This is a genomic window from Candidatus Jordarchaeum sp. (assembly GCF_052745115.1).
On sequence record NZ_JBRAKS010000088.1, the window covers coordinates 1 to 12,541 of the forward strand.

The window sequence follows — 12,541 nt, forward strand, 5'->3', positions numbered from 1 at the left end:
GAAAAAGGCTACAAATTCAACATATCAATAGATAAATACTTTGCTGAATGACTACTGGCGGAAGGGCCCCAGTTCATATGAGAATCAACAAGGGATTAGTCAGGCTTGTAAAATCCGCTTTTGACAAGGGGAAGGTGGTTGCCGCTATTTGTCACGGGGCTCAAATGCTCATCGAAGCCGATATCATTAGAGGAAAGAGAGCCACGTGCTGGTACTCTGTAGCTACCGACCTTAAGAATGCTGGTGGAATTTACGAAGACCAGCCGGTTGTCGTGGATGGCAACCTTGTAACCTCCCGCTTTCCCGCAGACCTCCCTCATTTCTGCAGGAAGACAATAGAGCTTTTAAAATCAAAGTAACTATTGAGTCTGGGATATGAAGAATATTAGGCTTTCTTCGCTGAGTTCTACTTTCACTTATGTTTTTGTAATTTCTAGTTTTTCTGTTTGTTTTTAGAGACGCTATGTAGGTTAGTGTATGTAGCATTGTTTTGGGTTAATTCGTAGTATGAAGGCTTTCCCGTGAAGAAACCCAGTATGTGAGCCCCACCCTCGAAGAGCTTTATTATGGCTATGCCCATAGTGTGGATTAGATTTTTTGCAAGTTCCCTTCTCTTTCGAGCAAGAATCTTCCAGAATAGTATTGACTGCTGCTTCACAAATTGGGGATGCTTACTTACATAGTCGTAGAAGGTTTTGGCATAGTGGTACTCCCTCTTCACCGTTTTGAGGAGATTGAAGTCTGCTTCTCTGTGCTTTATGATGCTGTTGATACGCTTTATACGAACGCCTTTTTCTCTGGCTCTTTGGCTTAGGTCGAAGTCTTCCCCCGCTTCGAGGTTGGGGTCATAGCCTCCGAGGTTCCAGAAAACGCTTCTCTTAAAGAATCTTGGCCCTTCAAACAGTTTCTCGCCTAAGAAGAGTTTTCTCTCAAAGCATTTACACCTTGCCCAGAAGCTCTCTCCAACGGATACTTCAGGTATTATTACTGCTTCGGCACCATTCAAAGCTTCTCTCACACATTTCTCTACTACATCAGGTTCAAGTTCCATATCCGAATCTACGGATAGAATGAAGTTGCCTTTAGACCTTTCCGCCCCGATGTTTCTGGCTCTAGACCTTATGGCTCGGGCTTTAATCACCCTTGCTTCAAACCGCTTGGCTATCTTCACAGTATTATCCGAGGAATAGTCATCAACAATTATAACCTCTAGGTGTGGGTAGGTTTGACTCCTTATCGATATGAGACAGCTGGCAATATTCTTTTCAGAGTTTTTAGTGGGGATTACAACTGAAACCAGAGCCCTTCCACCCATGACTTATTCCTCCTCTATAGTAGGTTCGAAAGGTCAAGTGCCCAGTACCTGTATATTCTCTTTTCTTGGAAGACTTAAATTAGCGACGCTCCCTAAATTCCGGGTAACAATTGATGTTTTAGAATCAAAACAGTGTAGAGAAATTAGTTAGGAAAATTGAAGTCTCCTTTACTAAATTCTATCACACCATTGTTGTTATTTCTTTTTAGCGAACTCTCATAAACCTGTTTGCCTCTGACACCCGCTTTTGCCAAAGCATTGAGGGTTCTGCGCTACTAGTGGAAGAAGAGATAATGACTTAGCTTGGTTGACGAACTCCCCTCCCAAGAAAAACTTGGGTAAAGGAGAGGGAAAAGTTCATTCTAATTAATGGTGGGCACGCTTTGAGTCTCTTTTGCTTCCTCTGGTTCCTCAATTTTTCCAGGTGCTTGCTCCTCTACCTTTCCATTTAGTGGTTGTAGTCCTAATCGTTGTTCAGCTGCTTTTATAATTGCTTCGAGCATTTCGGCATATGACATTCCGGCAAATTTGGACATTTTTGCTAGGTGTCCATCCCAGCACCATCCGGGATTTGGGTTTACCTCTAGCAGTTTGGGGTTACCTCGAGCATCGAATCTCCAGTCGAATCGGCAGTAGTCCCGAATTTCCAGTCTTTCGAACAACACTAGGCATCCTTTTATAATCAGATTTCTTGTTTCTGGAGGCAGTTCAGCTGGTATGGATTTTATGTTCCAGTAGGGTGAGTCGGGGAGCCACTTAGCTTCGTAACCACAGATGTGGGGACATCCTTCGGGTAAACACGAGTAGTCTTCTTCCGTAATGGGCAACACCGTGTAAGATTCCGGTGCGTTTCCAATGATGCCGACACTAATGTCTTTTCCACTGAGAAATTCTTCAACTAGAATAGGTTTGTTATATCCAAACTTTTCCCGTATCTCTGACACCGCGTTTAGTAGTTCTTCAGAACTGTTTACCACGCATCTCTGTGTAATTCCAAAACTGGAGTCGCCAAAGTTAGGTTTCACTAAGGCCGGGAAACTGAAAGTTAAATCCACGGTTTTATCTTCGGGCTTAATTAGGATGGCGTCCGGAACAGGAATGCCCATCTCGTTAGCCATACCTCGCACTAGGGATTTATCGTAACAGTGGGCCAGAGCCTGCGGTCCTGAACCGGTGTAAGGTATTTGGAGTTCTTCCAGTAAAGCCGGTATGTGTAGCTCTTTTCGGGGATCGTTGCCGAAACCTTCATCGCAGAGGTTAAAGACGTAATCTATTTTGGGCTTGAGTTTAATCAGGTCCTGTATGAGTGTGTCGTGGTTGCTTAAGTATATGAAGTTGTAGCCTTCCATCTCTCTTAGGGCATCTTTCATTTGGTCAATTGTGTAAATATCATCCTCGTCAAATACTGCACCTGGTTTTAATCTGTCGGGTTTTGTGGGGTCACCGGTAATAACAACCACGGTTCTTAGTTCTCCTTTCGGTTTTCTTCTGACTGGTGTCCATTCCTTTTTGACCACAGCTGTGACAATAATGCGTTTCTCCATCATACCGAGGTCCTGTTTGCGCTGGGAATCTGAAGAGAGTTCGCCGTGGATAGCAATATCACTTAAGCCTGCTTGCTGTAAAATATTATTCAGATTTTCTTTGTTGTATAGTCTTTCCGCATAGAACTGATCTGCGACCGCTCCCTTTTCAGTGTTCATGATTATCTCGCGGGATATGAGACGCTGACCATCTGCTGATAGTGAGCGTTCTCTGTTAACAAAATGTTTTTTGTCTATCCATTCCCATGATCGGGGTTGGAAGTGCTCCCTCATGTAATCTCCATCAGCCACGTCTATGAGCAGCTTTCCCCACGGTTTTAGGACTCTAAAAACCTCTCTCAGCACTCTCATATCATCATGTACGGTTTCGAAATAGCCAAAACTATTTCCCAGAATCATTACCACATCGAAGCTGTCTGGAGGGTATGGAAGTTTTCGAGCATCTCCTTCTCTGAATCGAACACCTAGTCCTTCTTTTTTCGCTTGCTCCTTAGCTCTTTGTATTAAATAGTGAGAGCGATCCAGCCCTTCTACAGACTTGTATCCTCTTCTCGCCAATTCAAGAGAGTGACGTCCCTGTCCACAGCAGAGATCTAGAATCTTATCATCAGGCTGGAGTTTTAAGATTGAAGAAAATAGGTCTACTTCATAGCGAGTAATTTTTTGATCGTCAACAACGTCCCCATCGGTTTTCAAGTAAAGGGAAGTGAAAATACGTCGCCACCAATCAGTTGGAACGTGCTCCTCTAAATCTCTTACTGGTCCGAGCACCTTCACTTGAGGTTTGCCGTTTTTACCAATCTTGCCATTCTTGCCATTCTTACTATTCTTGCTGTCTTTGTTACTCTGGTGATTTTTTCCGGTAGATGTTTTACCGTTATTCATTGTTTTTTTAACACCTATTTTAAGACTTCTTATCATTGCTCCGTTTTGTTGATTGGTTTCCTTCTTTTTGGAATAATTAAAATTTACTAATTTTCATCATTTAATGTTTAGGTATTTAAACATTATCATTAACATGACAATATATTTTGCACCGATCGTCTTACTTAAGAATTAAAGCAGGTTAAAAAAGTACAAAATATTAAACGGTAATTAAAAAATTTGAGCGTAGAAATTCTTTACTGCATTTTGGGGTTTGGAGGCACGTTCAATTGGAGAGTGATTGGGTTTTTGAGGGGTCAAGTCTTCTTCCAAAAGAAGCCAAAAAAGGACTCCTTTGAACAAAAGGAGGAAGGATAAGAGCTTTTAGAAAACAGATAAAAATCACCATCAGCCAGCAAAAAACACTTCTCCCAAACAAGCTGCACCAGAAACTTTTTGCGCCCAAAAATTATTTTATAAAAATATTTTTATTCCTTTTCTATGGGATATCCGGCTTTTTTCCAGGCCATGAATCCGCCCAGCATATTGGTCACTTTTTCATAGCCTTTCATTTTTAGTATGCTGGCTGCGATGCTCGTTTTGTATCCTGAATCACAGTACACGACTATGTGTTTATCTTTAGGTACTTCTGCTAAACGTTGTTTTAGGTCTCCCACCCAGATGTTGTGTGCGTCCTCTATGTGGCCCTCTTGCTCCCATTTGTTTTCTTCCCTTACGTCCAGGATGAAAATAGACTCGTCATATTTCTTTTTTAGGTCGTGAACAGTCCAAGTGTTTACATGTCCTATTTCTTGTGCCCCTTTATACCATGTGGAGAAGCCGCCTGCCAGTACACCTAGGAGGTTATCATATCCCAGTCGTATGCAGTATCTTACGATTTCATCCAGTTGGCGATTTAAATCGGTGATGAATATTATTGGATCTTCATAGTTGAGCATCCAGCCCACGAATAGTGGTAGTCCTTTTCGCCATATGCTTATGCTATTGGGTATGTGGCCTCCGGAGAAGGCTGTGGGCATCCTTGCATCCACTATCTGCGCTTCCTTTTTCTGGTACTCTTTTAATTCGCCGATAGTTAACTGTTTTAAGTGTGGAAGGCTGTGCAGAATCGGTGGCCCATTTTTATTAAGAATTTCCATTTTTTTGAAATAGGGTGGCATTTCCAGCTTAATTTTTGATCTCTGTTCAATAAACTCTTTTTTGTTTTTTACTTGAAGGGCAGCATTGGTTTTCTTTTCGTATCCTATGGTTGTAAACTCGAGGTCGCCTATTGCTCCTCCACAAAGGGAGCCTTTTCCATGAGCCGGACAGACGATAACCCCATCTCCCAAAGGTAATAGTTTATTGAAGATACTATCATAGAGATTGCCAGACATCCTTTCTTTATCACCGAAGTCAGTTCTACCAACATCTCCAGCAAACAGGGCGTCACCCGTAAAAACCATGTATACTTCATTTGAGGATTCCTTATCCTTTAGGGTAATTGAAATGCTTTCATCAGTATGCCCGGGTGTCTCCAATATTTCTAATTCAAGCATACCCACTTCAAACTTGTCTCCGTCCTTCACTCCGTTTCCATAAGAAAAATCGAGCTTGTCACCATGATAAATTTCTGCTCCTAACGTGTTGCTAAGTTCTAAGGAACCTATTACATAATCCTCATTTCTGTGGGTTTCAAATATGTGTGTAATTTTCACATTATATTTTTCCTCTAGCTCAAGATAAACGTCAATGTCCCTTCTAGGATCGATTACAGCAGCTTGGTTTCCTGATCCTACAAAGTAGGAGTTATGGGCAATTATCTCGGATTTTACTTTTTCAAATATCATTAAGACCTTACTCTCCGCTAATTTAATAATACTTCAATATTAAGACATAACATTGCAATCCATAATTTTTTCATAGAAAATAAAATTAAAAAAGTGTGGGACAGTCTGCAGGCAAAAGAGTTACCGATTCTTTTTTAATTAGCGTGGATTTTTACCTACAACTGTCGGATTCTCAGGATAAGAAGTCCACTCCGTGAATGAGCCCTCATAGATTTTAACGTTAGGGTAACCTAAATACATTTTGAGCAATAGAAACTCGTTAGTTGCCTCACGACCCGTACCGCAGGAACATATAATAGTCTTGTCGGGACTAACACCGCTATTCTTTAGAATGGCTTGAACCTCTTTGTCAGGCTTAAGCAATCTTTTATTCTTCTCATCCATTAGGCTAGCCCAAGGTAGGTTAACTGCTCCGGGTATGTGTCCGGGTTTGATCCATGGGCCCTGCCCCTCGTAAACATTTGGGGGGCGAGCATCAAGTAATAGCACATCTTCCCGGTCCTTCATTCTCTTGAACTCATCGTACTCTAAGTAGAATTCTCTTCGAACCTTTACCTTGAACGTGGAATCTTCAACCTTTGGGAAAACCTTCGTGATTGGGTAGCCTTCCTGTTTCCACTTGTCGATTCCGCCATCTAGAACGTGAACATTGTTATGACCAAATCTAGCCAAGGAATATGCAACCATGGTTTGTTCTAAACCGTCACCCCAGCCTTTAAATGGCCCAGTTCCCGTGTAAACGACAACTGGAACATCAGCCTTGATCCCTAAGCGGCGAAACACTGATTGAATGGCATCTGGGTTCACATATTTGCCCGGTATTCCTTTTAATGGTTCTCGAAACAGTCCTTCATTTATATATACTGCGCCCGGTACATGCTCTTGGATATAGTCGTGAATATTGGGTTGGGTGTCTAATATCATCAAATCTCTATCTTTTAAGTGGGCTTTCAACCACTTTGTCGAAACCAGTTTAACAACACCTTTTCCATAAGGATACTTCCTAGACAAAATATAACGCCTCCTCATATTTTTAACTATTAAATCTCCCAGTTTTTTAAATTATGATAAGGAATATGATTTTTAAGTAATAATAATTATCCATTTTAAGTTTACCCTAAAATCCTCCGCCAAAATTCTCCAATGTTCTTTGAAAAAAATTAAACTATAAAAAAGGCGGCCTGTGCAAGTTTCAGTTTTACGATGTAATAGTTTAATAATGGGCGTCTTTACCTTTATCCACGGCTTGTTTTGCCTTATTATACAAATCTAAGTGGGTCTTCTCAGCCTCCAGTGCCCAATGGAAACTATTTTCAGCTGCTTTTTCCCCCTGTAAATTTGCTACTGCTATGTATGCGGGATACATTTCGTTTACTTCGAAGGTTTCCCCATCGATTCCCGCCTGAAGATCCTCTGAGGTACTCGTAGTTCCAAAGATTGCCCCAGAGGTTGTGACTGCGTCACCTTTACTTTTTATTATGCGGTAATGATTACCTGCATGCACCTTTTCGGCAAAGGATGTTGCTTGGAATAGTCTAGCCACATTGGGAAATTTATTCTCCGCTCTCTCCGAATAAATTAGGTATCTCATGTGGGCTTGGCTTTCACCAGCGTATGAGCTGCGAAGATTTGTTTCAGTCATATCCTTAACCATCAAATTCGCTCTCCTTTTTTACTTTCAATCGCGTATTCTATTAAAAGTTAGGGCAAATATTCATATTTTTATTATTTGTGGAATAAACCTCCTCATTTGAAAGAAATTATTTTACAAAAATTATCTGAAACTAATCCAATCCTTGTTTTAGTATTAATGATATATTAAGTACTGTAAATTGTTAAAAAAAATTTAAGTATCTGTTCTTAATAGTTATCGAAAGTGTTTCGGATAACTTTTGATTACATTTTTAGTTTTAATTTGTGGGATTAAATGGTGGTGAATTCATTGGTTAAAGCGACTGAAGACCTGAAGGGTAGACTAATTGTTAAGGCGGTGCGCAATGTTAGAAGAGGCTCCGTTAAGGATGAGGCATCTAGGGGAATGTTTCGTCCAGGAATTAAGCTGGATTTGCAAAGGTCACGCTTGATAACCGAATCTTATAAGATGACCGAGGGCGAGCCGATGCCTATTAGGAGGGCTAAGGCTCTGGATCACATTCTAAGTAATCTAAAGCTATATATTCAACCCTGGGAACGTATTGTGGGTAATCACACCGAGGAGCCGAGTGGATTGTTCTTCCCTATTGACATGAATTGGAGATCTGTTTGGAGAGCGGTGAATTCGGTTGAGGGAGAAAGCCTACTTGATGATGAGGGAAGAGCAGAGCTGGAAGAACTGTGTAAGTACTGGGATGGAAGGTGCATGAGTGATCGTCATAAGAACTTTTTCGGCGGTGACTTGGCGAAATACTGGAGATATGATGGAACCTTTATGTGGACTCACTGGTCTGAGCTTGGAGTGCCAGACTATGAGAAACTATTTAGGGTTGGTCTCAAGGGCCTTATCAACCAAGCGGAGGAGAAACTTGAGGAATTGGAGAGTGCTGTACCCCGTGATTACGTTGAGAAGAAAGAGTTCCTTTTAGGAGTTCTGATCGCTCTTAAGGCGGTAATAAAATTTGCACACAGATATTCTAGACTCGCAAGAGAGATTGCGGAACGGGAGACTGATGATTTCGAACTGAAGAATAGGCTCTCGGAGGTAGCTGAAACCTGTGAGTGGGTCCCTGAGAATCCCCCACGCACATTTCTTGAAGCCTTGCAGTTCTTCTTTTTCATTCACCTAGTGCGGTACGTTGAGTATTCCACCCTAGGAATTGGGGTGAGATTTGACAAGGTTTTTGGACCCTACTATGAGAGAGATCTCGCCGAGGGCCGTATTACTAGGGATGAGGCATTAGAGCTTCTGCAATTACTTTGGGTAAAGATGCATGAATTGGGACTCATTTATTCTCCCCTACTTACAGCAATCTATGGAGGAGTGGCTTCTCTTCAAGCTATCACGATTGGTGGAACCGATTCAGAGGGCAAAGATGTTACTAATGAAGTTACCTATATGGTTTTAGAAACCGCTTTGTCCATGCGTACCCTCGAGCCAAGCATCGCTCTGCGCATCCACGATGGGACACCGGATGAACTCTTTAGTAGGGCGGTAGATGTTATCCACACCGGTATAGGTTACCCCTCACTTTTTAATGATCGAGCTATTATTCCTCTCCTGCAGAGGTGGAAAGTGCCTTTAGAGGATGCAAGGGACTACTCTGTGAGCGGATGTGTCTACATAGAAATCCCTGGAAAGTGTATGGCCCGCCGAGCACCAGGAGGAATTTGCCTTCCTAAGTGTTTATGGTGGGCTCTCCACCAGGGAAGGAACCCCAAGACCGGTGAGCAAAGAGGAGCACCGACTCCGGATCCCAGAACCTTTAAATCGTTGGATGATGTTATGGAGGCCTACCTTGAGCAGGTGAGATTTTTCTTTGATAAGCAGTGTAAATTAGAGGATGCTTGCCGCCAACTGTATGAGGAATTTCTTCCAAGACCATTCTACTCCGCTGTTTTAGATGGTTGCATAGAGAGAGCTCAGGACTGCAGAAAGTGGGCTTATCCTACCAACTCGTTCTGTGTAATCATAGGACCCACCAACGTTGCGGATTCTCTGGCTGCAATTAAAAAGGTAATTTTTGAAGATAAGAAAGTAACAATGGAAGAACTCCTAGAGGCTATGGATATTAACTGGCAAGGCTATGAACACATAAGGCAGTTGATGCTCCAGGCACCAAAGTATGGAAATGATGATGACTACGTAGATAAGATAATGAATGAGGTTCAAGTCAAAACTGAGGCTGTTTTAGAATCGTTTAAGGATCGTTTTGGACATCCTTGCCGAGGTGATGGAAGCGGGGTTTCCGCAACGTACGGTATAGCTGGGGACACCCCCGCAACTCCTGATGGGCGCTACGATGGAGAACCGTTTGCGGATGCCACACTATCTCCGATGATGGGTAGAGATTTTAAAGGGCCTACAGCGGTTCTCAACTCCGCGGCAAAGGTGGACGCGGTTCAAACCTACAATCACCTGCTAAATCAGAAGTTTTTGCCAAGTTATTTGGAGGGTGACTATAAATTAATTTTCATTAATTATCTCAAAACTTGGAGAGAACTGGGAATACCTCATGTTCAGTTCAACATTGTGGACAAAGAAACACTAACAGATGCTCAGCAGCACCCTGAAGAATACCAAGACCTCATTGTAAGAGTTGCCGGCTATAGCGCCTATTTTGTAGACCTCAGCAAGGGACTACAAGACGCCATTATCGCAAGAACCGAACAAAAACTTAGTTAATACACTAATAGTGGTTATGTTCTATTCATGTGGCATTCGGGATTCGGATGAAGGAAGTTCATCAATTTGGTAGAAGATAATAGTAAAAAGGGTTGGGTTTTCGACATTCAGAGATTCAGCATCCACGACGGACCAGGCATAAGAACCACTGTTTTTATGAAAGGTTGTCCTCTAAGATGCCTCTGGTGCTCCAACCCTGAATCCCATGATCCCCACCCTATTCTTATTACACGTGATATTAAGTGTACAAGTTGTGGGGAATGCGCCGCAGTCTGCCCAAATGGAGCCATCACCATATATAGTACGGGGAAGCGGGTAATCGATTGGGGCATTTGCACCCAGTGTCTAGTTTGTGTGGATGCTTGTAGGTTTCAGGCACTCAGTATATGCGGAAAATATCTGAGTATCGGAGAGATTCTGGAAGAAGTGTTAAAGGATAGACCATATTACAAAAATTCTGGGGGCGGGGTTACTGTATCTGGAGGGGAGCCTCTCTCGCAGTGGGAGTTTGTCTGCGAGCTTTGTAAAGCCTTTAAGGAAAACCAGCTTCACGTCGCCCTTGAAACCAGTGGCTTTGCTCCTTGGAAATATTTTGAAAAGGTGTTAGAGTACGTTGACCTCGTTCTCTACGATGTGAAGCACCTAGATCCCGTGAAACACCTTGAAGGAACTGGTGTGGATAATGGGTTAATACTGGAGAATCTTCGTAGAGCAGCTAAAAAAGCAAAAATCTGGGTTAGAATGCCCCTGATTGCGGGGTACAATGATTCACCAGATCACTTTACAAACCTGGTTTCCTTAGCCAAAGAAATAGGAGCGGAAAAAATATCGTTGTTACCCTACCATGAGGGTGGGAAATCCAAATGTGAACAAATCGGAAAAATCTACCCCATACCCGAAGCTAGAGCTCCCTCAGAAGAAAGTATCAAGGAAATACAAGGATTAATCACAAAATTAGGAATCGAAGCAACTATAGGTCATTAGTAATATGCTTTATGGGGAAATTATTTTCAGTATTTTTGTTTATTTCGCTTTCGTATTCTTGGTGTATCATTAAAAAAGGTGGAATAATGCAAACCCTTGATGAAGGGATGGGATGGGATGAACTTTACTTGATTGTAGCTAATTGTTCTTGAAAATCGTCTATTGCTTGAATCACTAGCTGAGTGTACATTAGTGCGGGTCCACCTGCCATTAGAACAGCTACGTAGCTTGCCTCTATTAGTTCGTCTCTTGTTGCACCAGCTTCCAAAGCGTTTTTTACATGGAATGCTATACACCACTTGCACTTTAGAGCCACTGATAATGCTACGGAAATTATTTCTTTGATTTTTGTGCTTAACGCGCCCCCTTCTTCAACCTTTCTCAGGAAGAGCAAGAAGGGTTTTGTTAGATTTGGATAATCTTCACTCACTTTTTCAACGAGTTCCTGTACTTGATTTAGCGTTTCGGTTGCGCTCATGTTGTCTTCACCTCCTCCTTTCATGTAATCAAAATGGTTAAAGCTTAATAAAGTTTACTATTGTTAATTTACAATCGGGAATTTACACATAGTAATACGAATTTTAAAAAATTTAAAAAATCAATTAAACCGGTTTAGTTATAAAGACCATAAAGCTTTTGAGTATTGTTTGAGGCATGGTATTTTAATTAACAGTCCACAAACCTCAGAGGTGTTAAGTTTTGGAAATAAGGGCTCTAGTTTTTGATTTGGAGGGCACACTCTACAATTCCAAAGAACTAGCCGATGAGTGGCGCGTACAAGTATTTAAACTAGTAAGAGAAAAAACAGGAAGAAGCGACGAGGAAATTCTTAAAGAATTCATAAAAATCACCAAGGAATTAGAAGGGAAGGGGTTCAGAAGACCCCCGGTCTCCATGATAATTGAGAGAGTGGGAATTACACGAGAAGAATTTTACAAAGCCATAGAATCAGTGGATCCCTCTAAGTATCTTCAACCGGATTCTGAGTTAAGAAAAATGTTAGAGTACTTTAAAAGTAAGTGGAGACTCGCTATGCTGACGAACCTGAGTCGGAAAAGCACTCTTGATATTCTTAGCGCTCTAGGATTGGACTCGGATATTTTTGATCCCTTAATTACTGCAAGTGAGATGGAGAAAGGGAAACCAGACCCTGAACCGTTTAGACGCATTATTAAGGACTTGGATTTGAAGCCTTCTTCTATAATGATGGTTGGGGACAGCATTTCCTCGGATTTGGAACCCGCCAGGAAGGTTGGAATGAAAACAGTGTTAATCAGTGAAAAAGAAATCACCACACCTTTAGCAGATCTAAAGGTGAAGAACATCCAAGAATTAATGGAAAAGCTCGAAGAAAGTTAAAAAAAGGATTTCACTCCTATACTTATTATATTTTTAACATAAACTGGGTTTTTTAATCATTGGGGGTCTATTGTTCCATTTTTTTAAGGTATTTTTCAAGATTAGTACGTTCTTTTTTAATGTCTTTTAGAGTTTTTATTTTGTTGGGATCTGTTGAGGGTTCACAACAGTAGAAAGATTTAATGATAAATAATACCATTCTTAGACTTTAATCGTGAACCCAAACATTCACAGAGATGTCCAATACAAGGCTACAACCCTGCCCACGAGAACCAAGCCGGCAATC

10 protein-coding genes are annotated in these 12,541 nt (G+C 41.6%); 4 read left to right on the forward strand and 6 right to left on the reverse strand.

Features of this window, described 5'->3' with window-relative positions:
- Positions 1-47: 47 nt before the first annotated feature.
- Entirely contained in the window at positions 48-359 is a 312-nt protein-coding gene (locus tag ACUVXA_RS08195; protein WP_445870763.1) for a DJ-1/PfpI family protein, read from the forward strand.
- Positions 360-433: 74 nt separating this feature from the next.
- On the opposite strand, the gene ACUVXA_RS08200 is transcribed toward ACUVXA_RS08195, so the two are convergent.
- The 5 genes from ACUVXA_RS08200 to ACUVXA_RS08220 form a co-directional block, all read right to left on the reverse strand.
- Positions 434-1,315 carry a glycosyltransferase gene (locus ACUVXA_RS08200; RefSeq protein ID WP_445870764.1) on the reverse strand — a complete coding sequence of 294 codons (882 nt, stop codon included), beginning with the start codon at positions 1,313-1,315 and terminating at the stop codon, positions 434-436.
- A gap of 362 nt (positions 1,316-1,677) precedes the next feature.
- The gene (locus ACUVXA_RS08205; RefSeq protein ID WP_445870765.1) at positions 1,678-3,744 is read right to left on the reverse strand and encodes a methyltransferase domain-containing protein; all 2,067 of its coding nucleotides are present in this window, start codon (positions 3,742-3,744) and stop codon (positions 1,678-1,680) included.
- A gap of 467 nt (positions 3,745-4,211) precedes the next feature.
- Complete coding sequence (locus ACUVXA_RS08210) at positions 4,212-5,573, reverse strand: MBL fold metallo-hydrolase (RefSeq protein WP_445870766.1); 1,362 nt, start codon at positions 5,571-5,573, stop codon at positions 4,212-4,214.
- Between the two features lie 138 nt (positions 5,574-5,711).
- The gene (locus tag ACUVXA_RS08215; RefSeq protein WP_445870767.1) at positions 5,712-6,584 is read right to left on the reverse strand and encodes a sulfurtransferase; all 873 of its coding nucleotides are present in this window, start codon (positions 6,582-6,584) and stop codon (positions 5,712-5,714) included.
- 202 nt (positions 6,585-6,786) lie between these two features.
- Positions 6,787-7,227, reverse strand: coding sequence for a rubrerythrin family protein (locus ACUVXA_RS08220; RefSeq protein WP_445870772.1), 441 nt, complete (start codon positions 7,225-7,227; stop codon positions 6,787-6,789).
- A 288-nt stretch (positions 7,228-7,515) separates the two neighbouring features.
- Here ACUVXA_RS08220 and ACUVXA_RS08225 point away from each other — a divergent pair, with 288 nt between their 5' ends.
- Both ACUVXA_RS08225 and ACUVXA_RS08230 read left to right on the forward strand, forming a co-directional pair.
- On the forward strand, positions 7,516-9,912 hold the full coding sequence (locus ACUVXA_RS08225; RefSeq protein WP_445870768.1) for a glycyl radical protein: 2,397 nt from the start codon (positions 7,516-7,518) through the stop codon (positions 9,910-9,912).
- A 66-nt stretch (positions 9,913-9,978) separates the two neighbouring features.
- Positions 9,979-10,896 carry a glycyl-radical enzyme activating protein gene (locus tag ACUVXA_RS08230; protein WP_445870769.1) on the forward strand — a complete coding sequence of 306 codons (918 nt, stop codon included), beginning with the start codon at positions 9,979-9,981 and terminating at the stop codon, positions 10,894-10,896.
- Between the two features lie 124 nt (positions 10,897-11,020).
- Here ACUVXA_RS08230 and ACUVXA_RS08235 read toward each other — a convergent pair whose 3' ends face one another.
- Positions 11,021-11,374 carry a carboxymuconolactone decarboxylase family protein gene (locus tag ACUVXA_RS08235; RefSeq protein WP_445870770.1) on the reverse strand — a complete coding sequence of 118 codons (354 nt, stop codon included), beginning with the start codon at positions 11,372-11,374 and terminating at the stop codon, positions 11,021-11,023.
- Between the two features lie 221 nt (positions 11,375-11,595).
- Here ACUVXA_RS08235 and ACUVXA_RS08240 point away from each other — a divergent pair, with 221 nt between their 5' ends.
- A complete protein-coding gene (locus ACUVXA_RS08240; RefSeq protein WP_445870771.1) occupies positions 11,596-12,255 on the forward strand; it encodes an HAD family hydrolase in 660 nt (219 codons plus the stop codon).
- Positions 12,256-12,541 lie beyond the last annotated feature (286 nt).

Bases quoted from the DNA above. Each gene is read 5' to 3' on its own strand.
- ACUVXA_RS08210 (WP_445870766.1), bottom strand. From the start codon at position 5,573: ATGATATTTGAAAAAGTAAAATCCGAGATAATTGCCCATAACTCCTAC.
- ACUVXA_RS08220 (WP_445870772.1), bottom strand. From the start codon at position 7,227: ATGGTTAAGGATATGACTGAAACAAATCTTCGCAGCTCATACGCTGGT.
- ACUVXA_RS08200 (WP_445870764.1), bottom strand. From the start codon at position 1,315: ATGGGTGGAAGGGCTCTGGTTTCAGTTGTAATCCCCACTAAAAACTCT.
- ACUVXA_RS08195 (WP_445870763.1), top strand. From the start codon at position 48: ATGACTACTGGCGGAAGGGCCCCAGTTCATATGAGAATCAACAAGGGA.
- ACUVXA_RS08235 (WP_445870770.1), bottom strand. From the start codon at position 11,374: ATGAGCGCAACCGAAACGCTAAATCAAGTACAGGAACTCGTTGAAAAA.
- ACUVXA_RS08205 (WP_445870765.1), bottom strand. From the start codon at position 3,744: ATGAATAACGGTAAAACATCTACCGGAAAAAATCACCAGAGTAACAAA.